The organism is Lelliottia sp. 489 (genome assembly GCF_050435885.1).
Lineage (GTDB): Bacteria > Pseudomonadota > Gammaproteobacteria > Enterobacterales > Enterobacteriaceae > Enterobacter > Enterobacter nimipressuralis.
This window is the reverse complement of sequence record NZ_JBNDLC010000010.1, coordinates 12,917-37,668: the sequence shown is the minus strand read 5'-3', so window position 1 is coordinate 37,668 and position 24,752 is coordinate 12,917. Positions and strand designations below refer to the sequence as shown.

Genomic DNA, 24,752 nt, shown 5'->3' with positions numbered 1-24,752 from the left:
ATCGTTAACCTTCAATCGGATCGACGTCGAGAACCCACTTCACTTTGCGCGCCTCGGGCAGGGTATTGATCAGCGCCAGCGTGCCGCTGATGACGTGTTGCAGACGTACACGCGACGGGTGCTGGAGCAGAATCTGCCAGCGATAGCGGCCACCGCGTTTAGGGGCCAGCGCCGGGACCGGGCCTAATATCCACAGCTGATTGTCCACCAGCGGGCTGGCCTGCAGCAGATTGCGAAGCTGCTGCAGGAAAAGTGGGGCCTGCTGATTGTTATGATCTTCGGCGCGGATAATCACATGACTGGTCCACGGAGGCAGCTGCAGCGTCTGACGCTCGGCCAGCGCCTGCTCGGCAAACGCGTCGTAGCCTTTATGCAGCAAGGTTTGCAGCAGCGGATGTTCAGGATGATGGGTTTGCAGCACCACTTCGCCCTGCTTTCCGGCACGTCCGGCGCGGCCTGCAACCTGGGTATAGAGCTGGGCAAAGCGCTCGGCGGAACGGAAATCGGCGGAGAACAGTGCGCCATCGACGTCCAGCAATGCTACCAGCGTCACGTCCGGGAAGTGGTGGCCTTTGGCCAGCATCTGCGTACCAATCAGAATACGCGCGCCGCCGCGATGCACTTCGGCCAGCTGTTGTTCCAGCGCCCCTTTACGGCTGGTGGTATCGCGATCGATACGCGACAGCGGTACGCCGGGGAAGAATGGCGCGAGCGCCTGTTCGAGCTGCTCGGTACCCAGACCCACAGGCACCATATGCGTGGAGCCGCACGACGGGCACTGGCGCGGCACCGGGCGCTGGCTGTCACAATGGTGGCAGCGCAGATGATGCTGCGCCTGGTGCAGGGTGTAGTAGTGATCGCAGCGCGGGCACTCGGCAATCCAGCCGCAGTCGTGGCACAGCAGCGTCGGCGCGAACCCGCGGCGGTTCAGGAACAGAATCACCTGATTGTCGGCCTGTAAGTGCTGACGCATACGGCTGATGAGCGCGGGAGCCAGCCCCGCCTGCACCGGCTGACCTTTCAGATCCAGCACGTGCTGCGTCGCCGGGCGTGCATTTCCCGCGCGGCGCGTCAGACGCAGCATGTGATATTTGCGCTGACGCACGTTATGCAGCGTTTCCAGCGCAGGCGTTGCTGAGCCAAGAATAATCGGAATCTGCTCGCTGTGCGCCCGATACACCGCCAGGTCGCGAGCGTGATAACGCCAGCCTTCCTGCTGCTTATAGGAGCTGTCGTGCTCTTCGTCGATCACGATAACGCCAAGATTTTTAAAGGGTGTAAAGAGCGATGAACGGGTGCCAATCACAATGGCGGCTTCACCGTTTTTGGCTTTGAGCCAGGCGCTGAGGCGCTCGGTGTCGTTTAAACCAGAGTGCAGCACCTCCACCGGGGCGTTAAAGCGTTCGCGAAAACGGGCGATAGTTTGTGGCGTGAGGCCGATTTCCGGCACCATCACCAGCGCCTGTTTGCCCTGAGCGAGCACGTTTTCGAGAATACTCAGATAGACTTCAGTCTTACCGGACCCGGTGACGCCCGCGAGTAACCAGGCAGAGAAACGGTCGGAGGCGCTATGAATGGCCCCTACGGCGGTGGCCTGCTCGGTGTTAAGACGCAGGCGGTCGCCCGCCACGGAGAACCCGTTGCGCCAGTCCACCAGCGCCGGGGATTCGCTGGCCAGCTCACACAGACCCTTCTTGCGTAACCCTTGCAGCGCCGCGTCGTTAAAATCCAGGTCAGTCACCTGATGACGCCAAATCCTTCCCTGACGCAGCGCGGCAAGCGCCTGCTGCTGTTTAGGAGAGCGCTTGAGGCTGTTGATATCCACGGCCTGGCCCTGCTCGGTGGCAAACCAGTACCACATCGGCGCATGGCTGGCGCTTTTGCCCTGACGCAGCAGAATCGGCAGGGCGTGGAACAGCACGTCGCCAATCGGGTGATGATAATAATCTGCGGCCCACAGCAGCAGCCGCCAGACACTGGACGAGTAAACCGGCTCGTCGTCCAGAACTTCGACCACGGCTTTCAGTTCATTAAGGGGCAGCTCGCTTTTATCGCTTACTGATACTACGATCCCGACGCGCTGCTGCTTACCAAAGGGCACGCTCACGCGACAGCCCGCTTTGACGCTCATGCTGTCGGGCAGCAGATAGTCAAAGGTGCGGGGAAGCGGAACGGGCAGGGCAACGTGAGCGACGGGCATCGAATCTTCCTGACTTGAAAAGTGGCGCGTTAGTATACACATTAGTTGCTGTAGGCGTGCGGATCAGTTTGCATACGCTGGTTGAATTCTGTATGATTCGCCGCCTTTGGTGTAGGTTTATCCGCATCAAAATAGCTATTACCCGAAGATTTCGCGCTGCTGGATTGCAGCTAACGCAGAAGCGGCGAGGAAGGCTACGGGCAATTATTAACATCGCGTGGTGTCTGGCGTTAGGGCTGGAAGAGCGACGCGGCCTTAACTGAGGTTCTCCCCATGAAAAAAGATATTCACCCGAAATACGATTTTATTACTGCAAACTGCTCTTGCGGTAACGCGATCAAAATCCGCTCTACAGTGGGTCACGATCTGAACCTGGACGTTTGTGGTCAATGCCACCCGTTCTACACTGGTAAGCAGCGTGATGTTGCAACCGGTGGCCGTGTTGACCGCTTCAACAAGCGTTTCAGCATCCCGGGCGCTAAATAAGCTACCCGAAAAAAAAGCGCCGAAAGGCGCTTTTTTTGTGCCTGTAATATCCCTCCTGAATAAATCCTCATTTAATATTTCTCTTAAAAATAAATAACCAGGTATTGTTGTATTTAATATATTCGTCTGGTGTATTCTTTGACGGTTAGTGAACTGCATCTTCGTATTCTTTAATTCTTTGCCATTGTTTTTCTTTGTGTGTCAAAAAATAAAAGGTTTCCCTCATTGCGTAAAATTACACTTCGCTCGACATAAATTCTTATTTGCCATTTCATCTGCAATGGCTTTCAGGGCGCGTTTACTTCGAGGGAACTGTTATGAAAATGAAGCAACTGTTATTTGTGCTGCCATTATTATCTTGTGCAGCGCAAGCGGGATACGTTGATTACCGACACGAGTATTATGACGACGGGCGTAACTACGACCGTGTGTACATGTCACATCGCTTTGGCACTGGGTTTGGCGTGGCTGTGGAGGCGGTATCTCGCTCCGATGAGAAGCAGTCTAACGACGCGCTTAATAATATGGAAAGTAACAGCAACGAATATACCGCCAGCTATCAGTTCACCTGGCAAAATTTTATCTGGCAACCGGGCGTCGCTGTAGAAATGGGTGACGACATGACCATTTATAAGCCTTATCTGCGCGTGCAATATAATATTAATGACAGCTGGTGGACGGCTTTCCGCTATCGTACAGAATACACTCGCCGTAACGCGGATGGTAAAGATGACCGTATGGTTTATCGCCCGGAAATGTGGCTGGGTTATAATATTGATAACTGGATGTTCGAGCTGAACGGAATTTATAAGTTCGCCGACAACGAAGATCTGTATAACAATAAAAAAGAAGATTACGAATATAACTTCCGCGTGGCTTATAACATCGACTCATGGATCCCGTTTATCGAAGTGGGCAACGTCTCTTCAGGCTATAACACGGCCACCAGCGACGATCGCCAGACGCGTCTGCGTGTCGGCCTGGGCTACAACTTCTAAGAAACCATCCCGCTGAGTCACCTCAGCGGGATCACACCGCAGTTAGTATTCCCACGTATCCGGGTCGATACCCAGTTCACGCATGATCACTTTCGCCGCTTCCGGGATTTCATCGCTACGCTCTTTGCGCAGGTCTTCATCGTTCGGCAACGGCTGACCAGTAAACGCATGCAGAAATGCTTCGCACAGCAGTTCGCTGTTGGTCGCGTGACGCAGGTTGTTCACCTGACGACGCGTGCGTTCATCGGTGAGGATCTTCAACACCTTCAGAGGAATGGAAACCGTAATTTTCTTTACTTGTTCACTCTTCTTACCGTGCTCAGCGTATGGGCTGATATATTCGCCGCTCCATTCAGCCATGAGACCTTTAATCCTCTTTGTCATTAATAAAGGCTAAAACCTTACCTTTGATAAGGCTTTTAACCGTAATCTCGCGTAGTTTACCGTAAGGACGATACCGTGACACGGATATTGCGTCGGCGGCGTGTCCTAAAGCATGTAATTTTAACGGCTATTCTCGCATTGCTCAATCTATACGCAAAGAAGTTTAGATGTCCAGATGTATTGACGTCTATAGTTTCAGTGTTTACTCTGGTGCCTGACTTTTCACCTCTTTCGCCAGGAAGCCTTCACCATGACGCGTAAACAGGCCACTATCGCAGTGCGTAGCGGATTAAATGATGACGAGCAGTACGGCTGCGTTGTCCCGCCGATTCATCTTTCCAGTACTTACAATTTCACCGGATTTAATGAACCCCGTGCGCATGACTACTCGCGTCGTGGCAACCCTACGCGTGACGTGACCCAGCGCGCGCTGGCGGAGCTGGAAGGCGGTGCTGGCGCGGTATTGACCAATACCGGTATGTCAGCCATTCACCTGGTAACGACCGTGTTCCTGAAACCTGGCGATCTGCTGGTGGCTCCGCACGACTGTTACGGCGGCAGCTACCGTCTGTTCGACAGCCTGGAAAAACGCGGCTGTTACCGCGTTTTATTCGTCGATCAGAATGACGAAAAAGCGCTACAACAGGCGCTGGCCCAAAAGCCAAAGCTGGTTCTGGTGGAAAGTCCAAGCAATCCATTACTGCGCGTTGTCGATATTGCGAAAATTTGTCAGCTCGCAAGGGATGCGGGAGCGATAAGTGTAGTGGATAATACGTTCCTCAGTCCGGCGCTTCAGAACCCACTTTCGCTGGGTGCGGATCTGGTATTGCATTCATGCACCAAATATTTGAACGGCCACTCGGACGTGGTCGCCGGGGTGGTGATTGCAAAAGATCCGGAGGTTGTCACTGAACTGGCATGGTGGGCCAATAACATTGGCGTCACCGGCAGCGCGTTCGACAGCTATCTGCTGCTGCGCGGTCTGCGTACACTGTCGCCGCGCATGGAAGTGGCACAGCGTAATGCCCAGGCGATTGTCGAGTTCCTGAAAAACCAGCCGCTGGTGAAAAAGTTATATCACCCGTCGCTGCCGGAAAATCAGGGCCACGAGATTGCCGCGCGTCAGCAGAAAGGTTTTGGCGCGATGTTAAGTTTTGAACTGGATGGCGATGAGCAAACGCTGCGTCGCTTCCTGAGCGGGTTGTCACTATTTACGCTGGCGGAATCCTTAGGGGGAGTCGAAAGCTTGATCTCCCACGCCGCGACAATGACGCACGCAGGCATGGCGCCCGAGGCGCGTGCCGCCGCCGGAATTTCCGAGACGCTGTTACGCATCTCAACCGGTATTGAAGACTGTGAAGATTTAATTGCCGATCTGGAAAATGCCTTCCGGGTCGCAGCCAAGGGGTAATCATGAGTGTGATAGCGCAGGCAGGGGCGAAGGGTCGCCAGCTGCACAAGTTTGGTGGTAGTAGTCTTGCTGATGTGAAATGTTACCTGCGTGTCGCAGGGATCATGGCGGAGTATTCGATGCCGGGCGACATGATGGTTGTCTCGGCGGCAGGCAGCACTACCAACCAGTTGATTAGCTGGCTGAAATTAAGCCAGACCGATCGCCTTTCTGCGCATCAGGTTCAACAAACGTTACGCCGCTATCAGAGCGATCTGATCGCTGGCCTGCTGCCTGCGGACGCGGCAGACAGCCTCATCAGCGCTTTTGTTCACGATCTGGAGCGTCTGGCCGGATTGCTGGACAGCGGCGTGACCGAAGCGGTTTACGCTGAAGTGGTCGGCCACGGTGAAGTCTGGTCTGCGCGCCTGATGGCGGCAGTCCTGGAGCAGCAAGGGCTGGAGGCCGCGTGGCTGGACGCGCGCGATTTCCTGCGCGCTGAGCGTGCGGCGCAACCGCAGGTCGACGAGGGCCTCTCTTATCCTCTGCTGCAACAGCTGCTGGTGCAGCATCCGGGCAAACGCATCGTCGTGACGGGCTTTATCAGCCGCAGCAACGCGGGCGAAACCGTGCTGCTGGGCCGTAACGGCTCGGACTACTCGGCAACGCAAATCGGTGCGCTGGCGGGGGCGTCTCGCGTCACTATCTGGAGCGATGTGGCCGGGGTGTATAGCGCCGATCCGCGCAAAGTAAAAGATGCCTGTCTGCTGCCGCTGCTGCGTCTGGACGAAGCGAGCGAGCTGGCGCGTCTGGCAGCACCGGTGCTGCACGCCCGTACCTTACAGCCTGTTTCGGGCAGCGATATCGACCTGCAGCTGCGCTGTAGCTACACCCCAGATAAAGGTTCGACCCGCATCGAACGCGTACTGGCCTCGGGCACAGGCGCGCGCATCGTGACCAGTCACGATGATATTTGCCTGATCGAATTCCAGGTGCCTGCCGGACAAGATTTCAAACTGGCGCACAAAGATATCGACCTGATCCTCAAGCGCGCCCAGGTGCGCCCTCTGGCCGTTGGCGTGCACAACGACCGCCAGCTGCTGCAGTTCTGCTACACCGCCGAAGTGGCCGACAGCGCGCTGAAAATTCTTGATGAAGCCGGATTGCCGGGCGAACTTCGCCTGCGTCAGGGGCTGGCGCTGGTCGCGATGGTCGGCGCGGGTGTCACCCGTAACCCGCTCCATTGCCACCGTTTCTGGCAACAGCTGAAAGGCCAGCCGGTGGAGTTCACCTGGCAGTCGGAAGAGGGCATCAGCCTGGTCGCCGTGCTGCGTAAAGGCCCAACCGAGAGCCTGATTCAGGGGCTGCACACCACCCTGTTCCGCGCGGAAAAACGTATCGGCCTGGTGTTGTTCGGTAAGGGGAATATCGGTTCCCGCTGGCTGGAGCTGTTTGCCCGCGAGCAAACGACGCTCTCTGCACGCACCGGTTTTGAATTTGTATTGGCAGGCGTGGTGGACAGCCGCCGCAGCCTGCTGAACTACGACGGGCTGGACGCCAGCCGCGCGCTCGCATTTTTCAACGATGAAGCGGTCGAGCAGGACGAAGAGTCCCTGTTCCTGTGGATGCGCGCGCACCCGTACGACGATCTGGTCGTGCTGGACGTCACTGCCAGCGAGCAGCTGGCCGATCAGTACCTCGATTTTGCCAGCCACGGTTTCCACGTCATCAGCGCGAACAAACTGGCCGGCGCAAGCAGCACCGATAAATACCGCCAAATCCACGACGCGTTTGAGAAAACCGGTCGTCACTGGCTGTATAACGCCACCGTGGGTGCCGGTCTGCCGGTGAACCACACCGTGCGCGACCTGATCGACAGCGGCGACAGCATTCTGGCAATCAGCGGGATCTTCTCCGGTACCCTCTCCTGGTTGTTCCTGCAGTTTGACGGCACCGTTCCGTTTACGGACCTGGTGGACCAGGCGTGGCAGCAGGGGCTGACGGAGCCGGACCCGCGCGTGGATCTCGCCGGAAAAGACGTGATGCGCAAGCTGGTCATTCTGGCGCGTGAAGCGGGTTACGACATTGAGCCAGGCCAGGTGCGTGTGGAGTCGCTGGTTCCGGCCGGTTGCGAAGAGGGGTCAGTCGATCACTTCTTCGAGAACGGTGAGGAGCTGAACGAACAGATGGTGTCACGCCTGGAAGCGGCACGCGAAATGGGGCTGGTTCTGCGCTATGTGGCCCGTTTTGACGCCAACGGCAAAGCCCGCGTGGGTGTTGAGGCCGTTCGCCCTGAGCATCCTCTGGCGGCGTTGCTGCCGTGCGATAACGTCTTCGCCATTGAAAGCCGCTGGTACCGTGATAACCCGCTGGTGATTCGTGGGCCAGGCGCGGGGCGCGACGTCACCGCCGGGGCGATTCAGTCAGACATTAATCGCCTGGCGCAGCTGCTGTAGTCTTTTTGATTCCCTCTCCCTTTCGGGAGAGGGCAAGGGTGAGGGCGCCAGACCGCACTCACCCTGCACTTCTCCCCGCCATCATGAACGTTCTTCATCTTTCCTGAACATTCCTCACCGTTAATGCCGATGATTTCTGTTGACGTCATCCCGCTTTTCCGTCATTTTTACATCCAGACGTCTAAATGGATAGATGTTCATAGACAGCAATAATTATCACGCGATTGATGAGGTAAGGTATGAGCTTTTTTCACGCCAACCAGCGGGAAGCCCTGAATCAGAGCCTGGCTGAAGTGCAGGGCCAGATTAACGTCTCTTTTGAATTCTTTCCGCCGCGCACCAGTGAAATGGAGCAAACCCTGTGGAGCTCTATCGATCGCCTGAGCAGCCTGAAACCGAAGTTCGTCTCTGTGACTTACGGTGCCAACTCCGGTGAGCGCGACCGTACGCACAGCATTATTAAAGGCATTAAGGATCGCACCGGTCTGGAAGCAGCACCGCATCTGACCTGTATCGACGCGACCCGTGAAGAACTGCGCACTATCGCCCAGGACTACTGGGACAACGGCATTCGCCATATCGTCGCCCTGCGCGGCGACCTGCCACCGGGCAGCGGTAAACCGGACATGTACGCAACCGACCTGGTGGCGTTACTGAAAGAGGTCGGTGATTTTGATATCTCTGTGGCGGCGTATCCGGAAGTGCATCCGGAAGCGAAAAGCGCGCAGGCCGATCTGCTCAACCTGAAACGCAAAGTGGATGCCGGTGCAAACCGTGCGATCACACAGTTCTTCTTCGACGTGGAAAGTTATCTGCGTTTCCGCGACCGCTGCATCACGGCGGGCATTGATGTTGAGATCATTCCAGGTATCCTGCCGGTGTCCAACTTCAAGCAGGCGAAGAAATTCGCCGACATGACCAACGTGCGCATCCCGCTGTGGATGTCAAAAATGTACGAAGGGCTGGACGATGATGCCGAAACGCGCAAGCTGGTCGGTGCCAATATCGCGATGGACATGGTGAAGATTTTAAGCCGTGAAGGGGTCAAAGACTTCCATTTCTACACCCTGAATCGCGCCGAAATGAGTTACGCCATCTGTCACACTCTCGGCGTTCGCCCAGGTCTGTAAGCGACAAACCCTCTTCGGAGGGTTTTTTGTTTTCTTCTCCCTCCGCTTTCCCCGTCATATCAACGCCACCGCCCCTGCACACAATAGGCAGATAATTTCTATGGTCAATTAAACGGAAATAACTATCGAATCCGTGCGTTATCTCAACTATACCTTCTAAGCAGAGGTGTATATCTTTAAGCTAAATACTGTAGAGGGAGCATGAGAGATGAGCACAGACGATACCCATAACACGTTATCAACCGGACAGTGCCCTTTTCATAAAGGCGGGCCTGACCAAAGCGCGGGCGCTGGCACGAACAGCCGCGACTGGTGGCCCAAGCAACTTCGCGTCGATCTTTTGAATCAACATTCCAACCGTTCTAACCCGCTGGGTGAAGACTTCGACTACCGCAAAGAATTCAGCAAACTTGATTACTCCGCCCTCAAAGGCGATCTCAAAGCCCTTCTGACCGATTCTCAACCGTGGTGGCCTGCCGACTGGGGCAGCTACGCGGGCCTGTTTATTCGTATGGCATGGCATGGCGCAGGCACCTACCGTTCCGTTGACGGTCGCGGCGGTGCAGGGCGCGGTCAACAGCGTTTTGCACCTTTAAACTCCTGGCCGGACAACGTCAGCCTTGATAAAGCGCGCCGTTTGTTATGGCCGATTAAGCAAAAATACGGACAGAAAATCTCCTGGGCCGACCTGTTTATCCTGGCCGGTAACGTGGCGCTGGAAAACTCCGGCTTCCGTACCTTTGGTTTTGGTGCCGGGCGTGAAGATGTCTGGGAACCGGATCTGGATGTGAACTGGGGTGATGAAAAAACCTGGTTGGCTCATCGTGATCCGGAAGCGCTGGCGAAACGTCCGTTAGCCGCGACTGAAATGGGGCTGATTTACGTCAACCCGGAAGGGCCAAATGCCAGCGGTGAACCGCTGTCTGCGGCGGCGGCTATTCGCGCCACCTTCGGCAATATGGGTATGAACGACGAAGAGACCGTGGCCCTGATCGCGGGCGGTCACACGCTGGGTAAAACCCACGGCGCCGCAGAAGCGACGCATGTTGGCGTTGATCCAGAAGCCGCACCGATTGAAGCCCAAGGTTTAGGCTGGGCGAGCACCCACGGCAGCGGTGTGGGCGCAGACGCTATCACTTCCGGTCTGGAAGTGGTCTGGACGCAAACCCCAACTCAGTGGAGCAACTACTTCTTCGAGAACCTGTTCAAATTCGAATGGGTGCAGACGCGCAGTCCGGCAGGCGCAATTCAATTCGAAGCTGTCGACGCACCAGAGATGATTCCTGATCCGTTCGACCCGTCGAAAAAACGTAAGCCAACCATGCTGGTCACCGACCTGACCCTGCGTATGGACCCGGAATTCGAGAAGATTTCTCGTCGTTTCCTCAACGATCCGCAGGCGTTCAACGAAGCCTTTGCCCGCGCGTGGTTCAAACTGACGCACCGTGATATGGGGCCAAAAGCGCGGTACATCGGTCCGGAAGTCCCGAAAGAAGATCTCATCTGGCAGGACCCGCTGCCGCAGGCATTCTTCCAGCCGACGGCTGCGGACATTGAAAGCCTGAAAGCAGAAATTGCAGCTTCCGGGCTGTCCGTTAGCGAACTGGTGTCGGTTGCCTGGGCGTCGGCTTCCACCTTCCGTGGTGGCGATAAACGCGGAGGTGCCAACGGGGCGCGTCTGGCGCTGGCACCGCAGCGCGACTGGGATGTTAACGCCGCTGCAGCGCGCGCGTTACCAACCCTCGAGGGCATCTATAAGTCTGCCCATAAAGCGTCGCTGGCCGACATCATCGTGCTGGCCGGTGTGGTGGGTGTTGAACAGGCTGCGAAAGCGGCAGGTGTTTACATCACCGTACCGTTCACGCCGGGCCGCGTGGATGCGCGTCAGGATCAGACGGATATCGAAATGTTTGAGCTGCTCAAGCCGGTTGCCGATGGTTTCCGTAACTATCGCGCTCAGCAGGACAGCGCGACGACAGAATCTCTGCTGATCGACAAAGCCCAGCAGCTGACGCTCACTGCGCCAGAAATGACTGCGCTGGTGGGTGGGATGCGTGTTCTGGGGGCCAACTTTGACGGCAGCCAGAACGGCGTCTTCACCGATCGCGTTGGTGTGCTCAGCAACGATTTCTTCGTCAATCTGCTGGATATGAACACTCAATGGAAAGCCACCGATGACTCAAATGAGCTGTTCGCTGGCAGCGATCGTCAAAGCGGAGAGGTGAAATACACCGCAACGCGTGCCGATCTGGTGTTCGGTTCCAACGCGGTTCTGCGTGCACTGGCAGAAGTGTATGCCAGCCAGGATGCCGGTGAGAAGTTCGTGAAGGACTTTGTCGCCGCCTGGGTGAAAGTGATGAATCTGGACCGTTTCGACCTGCTGTAATTGAGTACAGATGAAAATCCCCGCTCTGGCGGGGATTTTTTTTATTCTGCGGCGGCTGCGCTTGTGTGCTCCTAAGCAATTAGTAGGCCGGGTTAGCGCAGTGCCATCCGGCGACAGGAATTACTCCCACTCATGTAAAAAACGCTGCCCGTACTGATCGGCAACCAGCAGTGCAGCGTACACCTGATCCGGCGTTACACCGCCAGGCATATTGTGAATCGTCTCGCCTTCTGCGCATGACGCTTCTGCCACCAGACGCATTTTGCCCGGAATATCCTCTTTGATATCCAGCTGTGCCAGCGTGATCGGCAATCCGACGCTATGGCACAGCGCGGCCACCGTTTCGATCTCCTCAACCGAGGCATTTTCCAGCACCAGCTGGGTGAGGGTGCCAAACGCGACTTTTTCACCGTGGTAATAGTGGTGCGCATCAGGGATGGCCGTCAGACTGTTGTGGATCGCATGTGCTGCGGCTAATCCGCCGCTCTCAAAGCCCACGCCGCTCAGATAGGTGTTGGCTTCGATCACGCGCTCAAGGGCGGGTGTCACGACATGCTGTTCGGCGGCGAGCATCGCTTTTTCGCCTTCCTGAATAAGCGTGTTGTAGCACAGCTCGGCCAGAGCCAGTGCGGCCTGGGTACATTTCCCGCCCGCCATAGTGGTGGCGCCGCTGCGGGAGCAGGCGCGTGCTTCGAACCAGGTTGCCAGCGCATCGCCGATCCCTGCCGCTAACAGGCGGGCTGGCGCACCGGCCACGACTTTGGTGTCGACGATAACCATATTCGGATTGTGCGGCAGCATCAGGTAACGATCGAACTCGCCGCTGTCGGTGTAGATGACTGAAAGGGCGCTGCACGGTGCATCCGTTGAGGCAATGGTCGGCGCGATAGCGACCGGCACATCCATAAAGTGGGCGAGCGCTTTGGCCGTATCCAGCGTCTTCCCGCCGCCAATACCTAAAACGGCCTGGCAATCGGCGCTTTTTGCCAGCTTGCGCAGACGATCGATTTCCGTCTGGGAGCATTCGCCGCCAAACGGGGCGATTTCGACATGCAGTTCAGCATTTTTGAAGCTTTGACGCAGCGTCACTTCGGCAAAGCCGAGAACGAATTTATCACCGACAACCAGCCAGCGCGCGGCCAGCGGTTTCAGGTAGTCACCAAGGCGGGTGAGAACATCCGCGCCCTGAATGTATTTTCCCGGTGATTGAATGATACGGTCCATAACGTTTCTCCTTTAGAGATTGAGGTTACCAAACGCGTTTTTCCAGTCGTGCTCGAACTTCTCTATTGCTGACTCTACCGCTGGCGTGCCGAGCATTTGTTGCGCTACATCTAAAGGAAGTGTGATCGCCTCACATCCGGCGAGCAGGCAGTCGAGAGCCTGACGCGGCGTTTTGAAGCTGGCGGCCAGCACTTTGCTGTCGGGGACATGCAGTTCCAGCAGGGACTGCAGCTCCTGCACCATGCGAATCCCGTCGCCGCCCTGGGCATCGACGCGGTTAACGTATGGCGCGACATATTTCGCTCCAGCCAGCGCGGCCAATAAACCCTGCGCCGCGCTGTAAACGGCGGTGCCGAGAGTCGTAATACCTTCTTTTTTCAACGCTTTGATTGCGACCAGCCCTTCCGCGGTGACAGGGATTTTGACCACGATATCCGGCAGTACGTTGCTCAGACGTTTGGCTTCGGCCACCATGGTTTCGGCATCACGGCCCATCGTTTGTGCAAACAGGGTGCCCTCCGGCCCGATGGCTTTTTGCAGGCGCGGCAGCACTTCCCAGAGAGACTCGCGGCTGGCGGCGACAATGCTGGGATTGGTGGTCACGCCAGCAATCGGAAAAATACGGGCCAGACGTTCAACTTCCGCCACGTTGGCGGTATCAAGATACAGTTCCATGACTCTTCCTCTGTTTACAGTTCTAATTCACGTTGCAGGAGGACCGCGATGGCCTCTTCGGAGCTGGCATTAACCAGCGCGTTGCGGAAATCTTCGTGCATGATGCGGCGCGCCAGACGCGAGAAAATACGCATGTGCTGATCGCCCGCGGCGTGTTTGTTGAGGGTCAGCATAATGATGAACTGCGCCTCTTCATCGCCCCAGTGGACGGGGGCTTTCAGCCGCGCGACGCTGATGGTGGATTGCTCAATGTGCTCAGATTTGCTGTGCGGAATGGCAAAGCTGAAACCAAGACCGGTCGAGAAAACGGCTTCCCGCGCCCATAAATCGGCTTCCAGCTTGCGCGGATAGCGGCAACGCCCGGCCAGCAGTAGCTTGTCGGTCATGCCCTTCATGACCTCTTCTTTGCTAACCCAGTCGTTATCAAGAGAAATACAGCGCGGCGTGACCAGCGGGGTGTCCTGCTGATTCATACGGAACTGCGCTAACAGATGCTCCACTTCAAGAGACGTGCGGCATGCCATCGCCTGATTGAGTAACTGACGACACGCGCGGCTGTCCAGCTGTGCCAGACGCGCTTTGGTCGCCGGAATCGACGGCGAGCCCATGCTAAGTTCATCCAGCCCCAGCCCGACCAGCAGTGGCAGCACAGAGCCTTTTGCCCCGAGTTCACCGCAAAGACCAATCCATTTCCCCTGACGATGCACGGCCTGCACGGCGAAATCGAGCGCCCGCAGAAATGCCGGATTCAGGCTGTTGTAATGGCGGGTCACTTTGGCGTTATCCCTGTCGACCGCCAGCAGGTACTGCGTCAGGTCATTACTGCCAATACTAAAGAAATCAATCTCTTCGCAGCACTGGTTGATGATGAACATCACTGACGGCACTTCCAGCATGATGCCGAGGGGGATTTTCTCCTCAAACGGAATATGTTCGGCACGTAGCTGCTGTTTGGCTTCAGCAAGTTTTTCCTTCACCCACAGGATCTCTTCCATCGAGGAGATCATCGGGATCATGATCTTCAGGCTGCCATGCGCAGACGCGCGAAGGATCGCCCTGAGCTGAGTGGTAAACAGCGCGGAATATTCTTCGTAAATACGGACGGCGCGATAGCCGAGGAACGGGTTGTTCTCCGCCGGGATATTAAGATACTCAACGGGTTTATCACCGCCGATATCCATGGTGCGCACAATGATGCTCCGCCCGTTTGCACTTTCCAGAGCCTGACAAAAAATGTTGTACAGCTCGTTTTCACAGGGCGCGCAGGCGCGATCCATGTACAGCATTTCGGTGCGGAACAGGCCAACTCCCTCAGCGCCATTGCCAAAGGCGGCCTGCGCTTCTGCCGAATGGGCAATGTTGGCGGCAATTTCAATGCGCAAACCATCCGCGGTTCTCGCTTCGCGATCGAGCCAGACGCTCTGTTGTTCGCGAAGCTGCTCCTGCACGGCCTTTTCCTGCTGGTAATAACGGGCAACCGCCTCGCTGGCATTCACCACGATGGCACCGGCATTGCCGTCAATAAACACCGATTGATCGCGCCATGACAGCAGGCTATCGCTGTCGACGCCCACCAGCGTTGGGATGTTAAACGAACGCGCCAGAATCACCGTGTGGGAAGTGGTGCCGCCGCTTTTCAGCAGCAGGCCTTTCAGCAGGGTTTTATCCAGCTCCAGGAACTGGCCCGGCGTGAGGTCGTCTGCCAGACAGACGGACGGTTGCGTCAGCTGACCCGGTGCCGGAAAGCGCTCCTCGCCGTAAATCTGCTGTAAGAGTTGATAGCAGACATCGCGTACGTCCAGTACGCGCTCCTGTAAATAACTGCTGCTGGAGCGCGAAAACTCAGCGCAGAAATGATTTGCCGTGGCGATAACCGCCTGTGCGCAACTTAGCCCCTGATTGACGCCTGCAAGAAGATGCTGACGCAGTGAGGTGTCCGTCGCCAGCGAGCGATGGGCTTCCAGAATGGCGCTTGCGGTGCTGTCGCTATCCAGCGCGCGCAGCTCAATGCTTTTCACCAGCAGCGTCAGACCTTTATCCAGTGAAGATTGTTCTTCCTCCGCGCCTCGGTCGTCAGGGAGTGACGTTAACGCGTTGAGATCCAGCGAAGTCAGCAGTGTAAGCACGCCGCGATCGCTGCCGCTGCATACGGGCAGGGCGCGAAAGAGCGTCGGGTTGAGGCGAGTCAGGGATTCCGGTAGCGGGTCGAGGTCGGTGCTAATCGTGGCGGCGAGGGGAGCGTCACAGTGGGGAAACTCCTCTTTTAGCCACTGGGCCAGGCGCTGATAGGCATGCTGTTCATCTGCACCGGTAATCACCAGGCGACAGGCATCACCCGTCAGAGTATCGGTGCCGATCAGGGCGAGCGCGCTTTTGGCATCGCCTTTCCGATCGCTGCGCAGATTGTGCCACTCAATCTGCGAGGTAAAAGTATTGCACAGCGTTTCAACATGACTTGCCGGGCGTGCATGTACGCCATTGGGCAAATCACAGACAAAATCTACAACCTGGGTCATACGCACACTCCTGAAAACCAAAATCACTATTAGTGGAAAGCATACGAGCGCGACGGTGAGACGCGCCATGTGACAAAACTGCCAAACGCTGGACAAATGTAATGTCCGGCGAAAAGTGAGATTTGACTCACAGGTTCACTGTTTTTGCGCTTTTTGAAGGAGGGTGGAAATTTCGAGGCGGATCGCATTTTTCTTTCTGTATTACAAAAATCCAGCAAATGCCCTTTTTGTCCACTGTCAGCCCGCTTTCCGATTGCCTATTGTTGCCACAACATCTTTATGGATATAGGCGAGCGAAAGCCCGGGAGCGACACATGAAAGAGTTGATGCATATTCTCAAGAACACGCGGCAGCATCTGATGACAGGGGTGTCGCACATGATCCCCTTCGTCGTCGCAGGCGGTATTTTGCTGGCCGTTTCGGTCATGCTCTATGGCAAAGGCGCTGTTCCGGACGCGGCCACCGATCCCAATCTGAAAAAACTGTTCGATCTTGGCGTGGCAGGCTTAACGCTGATGGTGCCTTTCCTGGCGGCCTATATCGGTTATTCCATTGCCGAACGCGCGGCGCTCGCCCCCTGCGCTATCGCAGCATGGGTCGGTAACAGCTTCGGCGCAGGGTTCTTCGGCGCCATCATCGCCGGGATCCTCGGCGGCATCGTCGTCTTCTACCTGAAGAAACTGCCAGTGCCGAAAGTGCTTCGCTCGGTCATGCCGATTTTCATCATCCCTATCATCGGCACCTTTATCACCGCCGGCATCATGATGTGGGGCCTCGGTGAGCCTGTTGGCGCACTCACTACCGGATTAACGCAGTGGCTGCAAGGCATGCAGCAGGGCAGCATCGTGGTACTCGCCGTCATCATGGGACTCATGCTGGCCTTCGACATGGGTGGTCCTATCAATAAGGTGGCCTACGCGTTCATGCTGATTTGCGTGGCGCAGGGGGTTTATACCGTGGTGGCTATCGCGGCGGTTGGGATCTGCGTACCGCCATTAGGACTGGGGCTGGCGACGCTGATCAACCGCAAGAATTTCAACGCAGAAGAGCGCGAAGCGGGTAAAGCCGCGCTGGTGATGGGCTGCGTGGGCGTGACGGAAGGGGCAATACCTTTTGCCGCTGCCGATCCGCTGCGCGTCATTCCTTCCATCATGCTTGGCTCAGCCTGCGGTGCAGTCACAGCAGCCGTATTTGGCGCGCAATGTTATGCCGGGTGGGGCGGCCTGATTGTGCTGCCCGTAGTGGAAGGCAAGCTCGGGTATATCGCGGCCGTTGCCGTGGGGGCCGTGGTCACGGCGGTCAGCGTCAACGTACTGAAAAGCATTGCGCGTAAGAACGCGAAACAGGTCGAAGAGAAGGAAGACGACCTGGATCTGGATTTCGAAATTAACTGAGTGAGGAAGAAAATATGGCCCGAATTATTGCAGTCACCGCGTGTCCGTCTGGCGTTGCCCACACCTACATGGCCGCCGAAGCGCTGGAAAGCGCCGCTAAAGCCAAAGGCTGGGAAGTCAAAGTCGAAACCCAGGGGTCTATCGGCCTCGAAAATGAACTGACGGCTGAAGACGTTGCCGCAGCGGATATGGTCATCCTGACCAAAGATATCGGCATTAAGTTTGAAGAGCGCTTCGCCGGAAAAACCATTGTGCGCGTCAACATCAGTGATGCGGTCAAACGCGCAGAAGCCATCATGAACAAAATTGATGCCCACCTGGCGCAAACCGCCTGACCTCTTCCCGCCCTTCGGGGCGGGCTTGTTTTCAGTTACTGGAGTTTAATCATGACGAATCGTATTCAGCGCCTGAAAGACGCATTGTTCGCCAGCCCACGTGAAATCTCGCTTGAACGTGCGCTGCTCTACACCGAAAGCCATCAGCAGACGGAAGGCGAACCGGTCATTCTGCGTCGGGCAAAAGCGACGGCGTATATTCTCGACCACGTTGAGATCGCGATTCGTGATGATGAACTGATTGCCGGTAACCGCACGGTGAAACCGCGCGCCGGGATTATGTCGCCCGAAATGGACCCGTACTGGCTGCTGAAAGAGCTGGAGCAGTTCTCCACTCGCCCGCAGGATCGCTTTAATATCAGCGAAGAAGACAAACGCCTCTACCGCGACGTGCTTTATCCGTACTGGGAAAAGCGGTCGATGAAGGATTTCATCAATAGCCAGATGACGGAAGAGGTCAAAGCGGCGGTGAGCACGCAGATTTTCAGCGTTAACCAGACGGATAAAGGCCAGGGGCACATCATCATTGATTACCCGCGTCTGTTGAACAACGGGCTGGGTGCTCTGGTGGCTGAGATGAATGAGCACTGTCAGCGCGAGCCGCAGAATGCATTTTACCAGGCCGCGCTGCTGCTGCTTGAAGCCTCGCAGCGCCATATCCTGCGCTATGCGGCGCTGGCGGAAGAGATGGCTGAACACTATGATGAACCGCGTCGACAGGAGCTGTTGGCCATCGCTGCAAACTCGCGCCACAACGCCCAATACAAGCCAAAAAGCTTCTGGCAGGCGTGTCAGCTGTTCTGGTACATGAACGTCATTTTGCAGTATGAATCTAACGCCAGTTCGCTCTCTATTGGCCGCTTCGATCAGTACATGCTGCCGTTTTATCAGGCCTCACTGAGCCAGGGCGAAGATGCGGCGTTCCTTAAAGAGTTATTAGAATCTCTGTGGGTGAAATGCAACGACGTGGTGCTGTTGCGCTCGACCAGCAGCGCCCGCTATTTTGCCGGATTCCCGACGGGCTACACCGCGTTGCTGGGCGGTCTGACGGAAAATGGCCGCAGCGCGGTCAACGTGCTCTCATTCCTCTGCCTCGATGCCTATCAGAGTATCCAGTTACCGCAGCCGAACCTGGGCGTTCGCGTCAATGAGTTTATCGACAGGCCGTTCCTGCTCAAAACGGCGGAAACTATTCGTCTGGGCACCGGTATTCCGCAGATTTTCAATGACGAGGTGGTGGTGCCCGCTTTCCTGAATCGCGGGGTGTCGCTGGAAGATGCGCGCGATTACGCGGTTGTCGGCTGCGTTGAGTTATCGATTCCGGGTAAAACCTATGGTCTGCACGATATCGCCATGTTTAACCTGCTGAAGGTCATGGAAATTGCGATGCAGGAGAACGAAGGCAATACGGCGCTGAGTTATGACGAATTGCTGGAACATATCCGCACCAAAATTAACCACTACATTGCGTTAATGGTCGAAGGCAGCAATATCTGCGACATTGGCCATCGCGACTGGGCACCGGTTCCGCTGCTTTCTTCCTTTATCAGCGACTGTCTTGATAACGGCAAGGACATCACCGAAGGCGGGGCACGGTATAACTTCTCCGGCGTACAGGGTATTGGGATCGCCAATCTGAGTGATTCGCTTCATGCCTTAAAAGGGCTGGTGTTTGAGCAGCAGCGCTTAAGTTTTGATGAACTGCTGGCGGTACTCAAAGCGAACTTCGCGACGCCCGAGGGGGAAAAGGTCCGTGCGCGGCTTATCCATCGCTTCGAAAAATACGGCAATGATATCGACGAGGTCGACAATATCAGCGCTGAACTCCTGCGCCACTACTGCAAAGAGGTCGAAAAGTATCGTAATCCGCGCGGGGGGCAATTCACGCCGGGATCTTATACCGTCTCAGCCCACGTGCCGCTCGGTGCTGTCGTTGGAGCCACGCCGGATGGGCGTTTTGCCGGTGAGCAGCTGGCGGACGGCGGCCTGTCGCCGATGCTCGGCCAGGACATGCAGGGCCCGACGGCGGTGCTGAAATCTGTGAGTAAGCTGGATAACTATCTGCTCTCTAATGGCACGCTGCTGAATGTGAAATTCACGCCAGCCACGCTCGAAGGCGACGCAGGGTTACAAAAACTGGCCGATTTCCTGCGTGCATTCACCCAGCTGAAATTACAGCATGTTCAGTTCAACGTGGTGAATGCGGATACGCTTCGCGAAGCGCAACAACGCCCGCAGGATTTTGCCGGGCTGGTGGTCCGCGTCGCCGGGTACAGTGCCTTCTTTGTTGAGCTGTCGAAGGAGATTCAGGATGACATTATCCGCCGTACCGCGCATCAGCTGTGAAATGATAGAAACACGCGCTGACCAGGCGCGTATTTTTAACATCCAGCGCTACTCCCTGAATGATGGGCAGGGCATCCGCACGGTGGTCTTTTTCAAAGGCTGTCCCCACTCCTGCCCGTGGTGCGCGAATCCGGAATCCATCTCGCCAAAGATCGAGACCGTGCGCAGGGAGAGCAAATGTCTGCACTGCGCACCCTGCTTGCGAGATGTTGCCGAATGCCCTTCCGGTGCGTTTGAGCACATTGGTCGCGATGTTACGCTTGAAGAACTTGAACGCGAGGTGATGAAAGATGAGGTCTTCTTTCGCTCCTCCGGCGGTGGTGTGACGCTCTCCGGCGGTGAGGTGTTAATGCAAGCCCCCTTTGCCACTCAGCTATTGCAACGGCTGCGTCGGTGGGGAGTTCATACCGCCATTGAAACCGCAGGCGATGCGCCGCTTTCCCGCCTTTTACCCCTGGCGAAGCAGTGCGATGAAGTGCTGTTTGATCTGAAAATCATGGATTCAGACCAGGCGAAAACCGTGATAAATATGAATCTACCGAGGGTGCTGGATAATCTGCTGCGTCTGGTGGAAGAGAGGATCAACGTGATCCCACGCGTGCCGCTCATCCCCGGCTATACGCTGAGTGAGACGAATATGAATCGCGTACTGGCATTTCTGATACCCTCAAAAATACGGCAACTGCATTTGTTGCCCTTCCATCAGTACGGCGAGCCGAAATATCGGCTGCTCGGACACGCGTGGACCATGAGCCAGGTGGCTGTACCGACGGAAGAGGATATCGCCCGGGTGCGACAGATGGCCGAGCGTGCAGGATTTTTGGTAACCGTTGGAGGTTAATATGGCCGCTATCGCGGAACACCGAATTGTCGCAGTGACCGCCTGTGTAAGCGGTGTCGCCCATACTTACATGGCAGCTGAACGGCTGGAAAAGCTCTGCCACCAGGAAAAGTGGAACATTCGAATCGAAACCCAGGGTGCTCTGGGCATTGAATGCGAACTGACAGAAGAGGACATTCGTCAGGCGGAAGTGGTTCTGCTCATTACGGATATTGAACTGGCTGGCGTGGAGCGATTCGAGCAGTGTCGCTATGTGAAATGCGGCATCAATGCGTTCTTACGCGATCCGCAGAAGGTGATGGTTGCCGTACGTAAACTGCTGTCTGCCCCGCAACATACCCAGCTTATTTTGGATTAACCGACTTTCCGGTGAGCTGGCTGTGGTACTGGCGGCGATACTCAGACGGCGAGCGTTCCGTATTTTTGCGGAACAGTCGGCAAAAATAGTTACTGTCAATAAACCCGCAGCTGTGTGCGATCTCTTTGACCTTCAAATCATACCCCTTCAGCAACCGGCGAGCATGTTCGAGCCGGGTATGCGTCAGATATTCGTTAAATCCCACCGCGCCTGTCTTCTGGAAAAGATGCGAAAGATAGTTGGGTGAGATGTAGAACGCTTTCGCGACGGATTCACGGGTCAGCGGCGACGCGTAGTGCTCATCAATATAGTCACGAATGGCGCCAAACAGGGCCTGGCTGCGTGAAGCGGTCTGGATCTGGCTGCCGAGCAGGTCGGTGCAATGGCTGAGCAGGCTCAAGGTAATCAGCCTGGCTGTTTGCTGCTCCTGTGGCTGCATCTGCATTTCATGCAATGTTTGCAGCAGGAATGAGCCAATACGCGGGCCTCGGCGTGCAACGTGCTGTTTCGCCAGATTGCGCAGGGCTATGCCATCCCACTGCACCAGACTAAAACCAAGCTGTTGTTTGCCAAACAGAATGCTTAACGCGGTTGCGGGTTGTTGCCATTGCGGCGAGTTCCAGCCGCCTGCCGGGATATATAAGACATCCTGAGCCTGCAAAACTCCGGTCGATACGTCTTTCACGGAGCCTTCCAGCACAATCTCCAGACGTGGGAAATCAACCTGCAGCGCCAGCTCTGGTGCGGGAGTCGCGGGGTTAGCAAAATGCACTTTCCGCAGGGATGCCGGGCCTTCAATCAATTCGGCCAGGATCAGGCTGATATCTTGCTGCATGGCATTTCCTTCCGTGTTGACCAAAGAGAAAACCTTACCTGCAAGCATAAAAAAAGGCCACACATGGTGTGGCCTGATGAGCGTAAAACAGAGATTAGCCCGTGTTACGCATGCCCGCAGCGACGCCCGCGATGGTGACCATCAGCGCTTGTTCCACGCGTGGGTCTGGCTCTTTGCCAGCTTCTTCTGCCTGACGGGAACGGTGCAGCAGTTCTGCCTGCAATACGTTCAGTGGGTCAGTGTAGATGTTGCGCAGCTGGATGGACTCGGCAATCCAGGGTAAATCTTCCATCAGATGCGAGTCGTTGGCGATATCCAGCACGACTTTAATGTCGCCTTCCAGCAGCTCGCGTAGCTCTTTACCCAGGCCCCACAGCTCCGGTTTGACCAGGCGCTGATCGTAGTATTCCGCCAGCCACAGGTCGGCTTTGGAGAACACCATCTCCAGCATGCCCAGACGGGTGGAGAAGAACGGCCAGTCGCGGCACATGGTTTCCAGCTCGCTTTGCTTGCCGTCCTCGACCACTTTTTGCAGCGCCGCACCGGCGCCCAGCCAGGCAGGCAGCATCAGACGGTTTTGCGTCCAGGCGAAGATCCATGGAATGGCGCGCAGAGACTCTACGCCACCGGTTGGGCGGCGTTTCGCAGGACGTGAACCGAGCGGCAGTTTGCCCAGCTCCTGTTCAGGCGTTGCTGAGCGGAAGTACGGGACGAAATCTTTGTTTTCACGCACATAGCCACGGTACAGATCGCAGGAGATATCTGACAGCTCGTCCATGATATGACGCCATGCGTCTTTTGGCTCCGGTGGTGGCAGCAGGTTCGCTTCCAGAATCGCGCTGGTGTAGAGCGACAGGCTGCTGATGGTCACTTCCGGCAAGCCATATTTAAAGCGGATCATCTCGCCCTGCTCGGTGACACGCAGGCCGCCTTTCAGGCTGCCCGGCGGCTGCGAAAGCAGTGCCGCGTGCGCTGGTGCGCCGCCGCGACCGATAGAGCCGCCGCGTCCGTGGAACAGCGTTAATTCGATACCCGCTTTTTCGCAGGTTTTGATCAGCGCGTCCTGCGCCTGGTACTGCGCCCAGGAGGCCGCCATTACGCCCGCGTCTTTTGCAGAGTCGGAATAGCCAATCATTACCATCTGTTTGCCCTGAATAAAGCCGCGATACCAGTCGATGTTCAGCAACTGGGTCATCACGTCGTTGGCGTTATTCAGGTCGTCGAGAGTTTCAAACAGCGGAGCCACCGGCAGCGCAAAGCTAATACCGGCTTCTTTTAACAGCAAATGCACGGCCAGCACGTCGGATGGAGTCTTCGCCATGGAGATCACATAGGCGGCGACAGATCCTTTTGGCGCATCAACGATCGCTTTACAGGTGTTGAGCACTTCGCTGGTCTCTTCGCTCGGCTCCCAGCTGCGCGGGAGAAGAGGGCGTTTTGAGTTCAGCTCGCGGATCAGGAAGGCCTGTTTGTCGGCTTCAGACCAGCTTTCGTAATCGCCAATGCCGAGATAGCGGGTCAGCTCGCCCAGCGCTTCGGTGTGGCGGGTGCTTTCCTGACGCACGTCGATACGTACCAGCGGCACGCCGAAACACTTCACGCGGCGCAGGGTATCGAGCAGCTCGCCGTTGGCGATGATGCCCATTCCGCATGCCTGTAGTGATTTATAGCAGGCGTAGAGCGGGTCCCACAGTTGTTCGTTTTGGCTGAGCAGTCCCGCCGGTTTCGGCAGACGCTGGCCTTTCAGGCGCGCTTCCAGCCAGGCTTGGGTCGCCATCAGCTGACTGCGCAGGTTTTTCATCAGGTAACGATACGGCTCGCTGGCGCCCGCTTCGCCGACCAGTTCCAGCAGCTCTGGCGTCGCTTCAACCATCGACAGCTCAGAAATCAGGATTTGAATATCTTTCAGGAACAGGTCGGTAGCTTTCCAGCGGCTCAACAGCAGGACGTGGCGGGTGATTTCAGCGGTGACGTTTGGGTTGCCGTCGCGGTCGCCACCCATCCAGGAGGTGAAGCGCACCGGCACAAAATCCACCGGCAGGCGATAGCCCAGATTCTCTTCGAGCTGTTCGTTTAGCTCGCGAAGGTAGTTTGGCACACCTTCCCACAGGCTGTTTTCCACGACTGCGAAGCCCCATTTGGCTTCATCAACCGGGCTTGGACGGTACTTACGGATTTCATCCGTGTGCCAGGACTGGGCAATCAGCTGGCGAAGACGGCGCATCAGCTGGTTGCGTTCGTAATCGACAATGTCTTTGTTATCAAGCTGCTTCAGGCAGTTGTTCACTTCCACCATTTTGTGGATAAGCGTACGACGGGTGATCTCGGTCGGGTGGGCAGTGAGCACCAGTTCCAGGGAGAGGGATTCCACCGCTTTTTTGATGGTCTCTTCGTTGAGATCGGGCTGGTCTTTGAGTTTTCTGAGCGTGCGGGCAATCACTTCCGGGTTGCTGGCAGCTTCGCCCTTCGGCGAAATACTGTGGTATTGCTCGGCGGTGTTAGCCAGGTTCAGGAACTGGCTGAACGCGCGCGCGACGGGCAGCAGCTCGTCGTTGGACAGGTTCTGCAAGGTGGTGAGCAGCTCCTGGCGGTTCGCTTCATTTCCTGCACGGGAGGATTTGGACAGCTTACGGATGGTTTCAACGCGGTCGAGAATGTTCTCTCCCAGCGCGTCCTTGATGGTATCTCCCAGCACTTTGCCGAGCATACTGACATTACTACGCAACGCGGAATATTGTTCGTTCATAAAAACCCAGTCACCCCATCATTTTTGTTTATGCCCATTCAGAAATCTTTTG

Annotated in this window: 18 protein-coding genes; 11 read left to right on the top strand and 7 right to left on the bottom strand. The window is 56.3% G+C overall.

What is annotated here, in order from left to right; genetic code table 11:
* Positions 1-4: 4 nt before the first annotated feature.
* A complete protein-coding gene (gene priA / locus ABIE11_RS20640) occupies positions 5-2,200 on the bottom strand; it encodes a primosomal protein N' (protein ID WP_100778381.1) in 2,196 nt (731 codons plus the stop codon).
* Between the two features lie 273 nt (positions 2,201-2,473).
* Here priA and rpmE point away from each other — a divergent pair, with 273 nt between their 5' ends.
* Complete coding sequence (rpmE, locus tag ABIE11_RS20635; protein WP_015960996.1) at positions 2,474-2,686, top strand: 50S ribosomal protein L31; 213 nt, start codon at positions 2,474-2,476, stop codon at positions 2,684-2,686.
* 317 nt (positions 2,687-3,003) lie between these two features.
* The gene (locus ABIE11_RS20630; protein ID WP_102105676.1) at positions 3,004-3,684 is read left to right on the top strand and encodes an oligogalacturonate-specific porin KdgM family protein; all 681 of its coding nucleotides are present in this window, start codon (positions 3,004-3,006) and stop codon (positions 3,682-3,684) included.
* A 42-nt stretch (positions 3,685-3,726) separates the two neighbouring features.
* Here ABIE11_RS20630 and metJ read toward each other — a convergent pair whose 3' ends face one another.
* A complete protein-coding gene (gene metJ, locus ABIE11_RS20625; protein ID WP_015960995.1) occupies positions 3,727-4,044 on the bottom strand; it encodes a met regulon transcriptional regulator MetJ in 318 nt (105 codons plus the stop codon).
* Between the two features lie 274 nt (positions 4,045-4,318).
* On the opposite strand from metJ, the gene metB reads away from it, so the two are divergent.
* The 4 genes from metB (at position 4,319) to katG (ending at position 11,430) form a co-directional block, all read left to right on the top strand.
* Positions 4,319-5,479 carry a cystathionine gamma-synthase gene (metB, locus tag ABIE11_RS20620; protein ID WP_123429949.1) on the top strand — a complete coding sequence of 387 codons (1,161 nt, stop codon included), beginning with the start codon at positions 4,319-4,321 and terminating at the stop codon, positions 5,477-5,479.
* A 2-nt stretch (positions 5,480-5,481) separates the two neighbouring features.
* Positions 5,482-7,914: a bifunctional aspartate kinase/homoserine dehydrogenase II gene (locus ABIE11_RS20615; RefSeq protein ID WP_102105675.1), complete on the top strand. Its 2,433-nt coding sequence runs from the start codon at positions 5,482-5,484 to the stop codon at positions 7,912-7,914.
* Positions 7,915-8,153: 239 nt separating this feature from the next.
* The gene (metF, locus tag ABIE11_RS20610) at positions 8,154-9,044 is read left to right on the top strand and encodes a methylenetetrahydrofolate reductase (protein ID WP_100778386.1); all 891 of its coding nucleotides are present in this window, start codon (positions 8,154-8,156) and stop codon (positions 9,042-9,044) included.
* Positions 9,045-9,252: 208 nt separating this feature from the next.
* Positions 9,253-11,430 carry a catalase/peroxidase HPI gene (gene katG, locus ABIE11_RS20605; protein WP_268195161.1) on the top strand — a complete coding sequence of 726 codons (2,178 nt, stop codon included), beginning with the start codon at positions 9,253-9,255 and terminating at the stop codon, positions 11,428-11,430.
* Positions 11,431-11,550: 120 nt separating this feature from the next.
* Here katG and gldA read toward each other — a convergent pair whose 3' ends face one another.
* The 3 genes from gldA to ptsP are packed head-to-tail and all read right to left on the bottom strand — an operon-like array spanning position 11,551 to position 15,845.
* Entirely contained in the window at positions 11,551-12,654 is a 1,104-nt protein-coding gene (gldA, locus tag ABIE11_RS20600) for a bifunctional L-1,2-propanediol dehydrogenase/glycerol dehydrogenase (protein WP_429185312.1), read from the bottom strand.
* A gap of 12 nt (positions 12,655-12,666) precedes the next feature.
* A complete protein-coding gene (fsa, locus tag ABIE11_RS20595) occupies positions 12,667-13,329 on the bottom strand; it encodes a fructose-6-phosphate aldolase (RefSeq protein WP_429185311.1) in 663 nt (220 codons plus the stop codon).
* Between the two features lie 14 nt (positions 13,330-13,343).
* A complete protein-coding gene (gene ptsP / locus ABIE11_RS20590) occupies positions 13,344-15,845 on the bottom strand; it encodes a phosphoenolpyruvate--protein phosphotransferase (RefSeq protein WP_429185310.1) in 2,502 nt (833 codons plus the stop codon).
* A 314-nt stretch (positions 15,846-16,159) separates the two neighbouring features.
* On the opposite strand from ptsP, the gene ABIE11_RS20585 reads away from it, so the two are divergent.
* The 5 genes from ABIE11_RS20585 to ABIE11_RS20565 are packed head-to-tail and all read left to right on the top strand — an operon-like array spanning position 16,160 to position 21,119.
* Positions 16,160-17,239 (top strand): PTS fructose transporter subunit EIIC, encoded by a 1,080-nt coding sequence (locus ABIE11_RS20585; protein WP_100778391.1) that lies wholly within the window; start codon positions 16,160-16,162, stop codon positions 17,237-17,239.
* 14 nt (positions 17,240-17,253) lie between these two features.
* A complete protein-coding gene (locus ABIE11_RS20580) occupies positions 17,254-17,574 on the top strand; it encodes a PTS fructose-like transporter subunit IIB (protein ID WP_100778392.1) in 321 nt (106 codons plus the stop codon).
* A 51-nt stretch (positions 17,575-17,625) separates the two neighbouring features.
* Positions 17,626-19,920, top strand: a complete 2,295-nt coding sequence (locus ABIE11_RS20575) for a formate C-acetyltransferase (protein WP_429185308.1) — start codon at positions 17,626-17,628, stop codon at positions 19,918-19,920.
* Positions 19,886-20,761: a [formate-C-acetyltransferase]-activating enzyme gene (locus ABIE11_RS20570; RefSeq protein ID WP_429185307.1), complete on the top strand. Its 876-nt coding sequence runs from the start codon at positions 19,886-19,888 to the stop codon at positions 20,759-20,761. The genes ABIE11_RS20575 and ABIE11_RS20570 overlap by 35 nt, the downstream gene beginning before the upstream one ends.
* Position 20,762: 1 nt before the next feature.
* Positions 20,763-21,119, top strand: coding sequence for a PTS fructose-like transporter subunit IIB (locus ABIE11_RS20565; protein WP_100778395.1), 357 nt, complete (start codon positions 20,763-20,765; stop codon positions 21,117-21,119).
* Here ABIE11_RS20565 and ABIE11_RS20560 read toward each other — a convergent pair.
* Together ABIE11_RS20560 and ppc are read right to left on the bottom strand one after the other, a co-directional pair.
* Positions 21,106-21,954, bottom strand: coding sequence for a helix-turn-helix transcriptional regulator (locus ABIE11_RS20560; protein WP_429185305.1), 849 nt, complete (start codon positions 21,952-21,954; stop codon positions 21,106-21,108). The genes ABIE11_RS20565 and ABIE11_RS20560 overlap by 14 nt on opposite strands.
* Positions 21,955-22,048: 94 nt before the next feature.
* Positions 22,049-24,700, bottom strand: a complete 2,652-nt coding sequence (gene ppc, locus ABIE11_RS20555) for a phosphoenolpyruvate carboxylase (protein ID WP_100778397.1) — start codon at positions 24,698-24,700, stop codon at positions 22,049-22,051.
* Positions 24,701-24,752 lie beyond the last annotated feature (52 nt).

What these genes read in the sequence shown, in the direction of transcription:
- priA (WP_100778381.1), bottom strand. Translation starts at nt 2,200, where the DNA reads ATGCCCGTCGCTCACGTTGCCCTGCCCGTTCCGCTTCCCCGCACCTTT.
- ppc (WP_100778397.1), bottom strand. Translation starts at nt 24,700, where the DNA reads ATGAACGAACAATATTCCGCGTTGCGTAGTAATGTCAGTATGCTCGGC.
- rpmE (WP_015960996.1), top strand. Translation starts at nt 2,474, where the DNA reads ATGAAAAAAGATATTCACCCGAAATACGATTTTATTACTGCAAACTGC.
- ABIE11_RS20565 (WP_100778395.1), top strand. Translation starts at nt 20,763, where the DNA reads ATGGCCGCTATCGCGGAACACCGAATTGTCGCAGTGACCGCCTGTGTA.
- metJ (WP_015960995.1), bottom strand. Translation starts at nt 4,044, where the DNA reads ATGGCTGAATGGAGCGGCGAATATATCAGCCCATACGCTGAGCACGGT.
- ABIE11_RS20585 (WP_100778391.1), top strand. Translation starts at nt 16,160, where the DNA reads ATGAAAGAGTTGATGCATATTCTCAAGAACACGCGGCAGCATCTGATG.
- ABIE11_RS20575 (WP_429185308.1), top strand. Translation starts at nt 17,626, where the DNA reads ATGACGAATCGTATTCAGCGCCTGAAAGACGCATTGTTCGCCAGCCCA.
- ABIE11_RS20580 (WP_100778392.1), top strand. Translation starts at nt 17,254, where the DNA reads ATGGCCCGAATTATTGCAGTCACCGCGTGTCCGTCTGGCGTTGCCCAC.
- metF (WP_100778386.1), top strand. Translation starts at nt 8,154, where the DNA reads ATGAGCTTTTTTCACGCCAACCAGCGGGAAGCCCTGAATCAGAGCCTG.
- gldA (WP_429185312.1), bottom strand. Translation starts at nt 12,654, where the DNA reads ATGGACCGTATCATTCAATCACCGGGAAAATACATTCAGGGCGCGGAT.
- fsa (WP_429185311.1), bottom strand. Translation starts at nt 13,329, where the DNA reads ATGGAACTGTATCTTGATACCGCCAACGTGGCGGAAGTTGAACGTCTG.
- ABIE11_RS20630 (WP_102105676.1), top strand. Translation starts at nt 3,004, where the DNA reads ATGAAAATGAAGCAACTGTTATTTGTGCTGCCATTATTATCTTGTGCA.
- metB (WP_123429949.1), top strand. Translation starts at nt 4,319, where the DNA reads ATGACGCGTAAACAGGCCACTATCGCAGTGCGTAGCGGATTAAATGAT.
- ABIE11_RS20615 (WP_102105675.1), top strand. Translation starts at nt 5,482, where the DNA reads ATGAGTGTGATAGCGCAGGCAGGGGCGAAGGGTCGCCAGCTGCACAAG.
- ABIE11_RS20570 (WP_429185307.1), top strand. Translation starts at nt 19,886, where the DNA reads ATGACATTATCCGCCGTACCGCGCATCAGCTGTGAAATGATAGAAACA.
- katG (WP_268195161.1), top strand. Translation starts at nt 9,253, where the DNA reads ATGAGCACAGACGATACCCATAACACGTTATCAACCGGACAGTGCCCT.
- ABIE11_RS20560 (WP_429185305.1), bottom strand. Translation starts at nt 21,954, where the DNA reads ATGCAGCAAGATATCAGCCTGATCCTGGCCGAATTGATTGAAGGCCCG.
- ptsP (WP_429185310.1), bottom strand. Translation starts at nt 15,845, where the DNA reads ATGACCCAGGTTGTAGATTTTGTCTGTGATTTGCCCAATGGCGTACAT.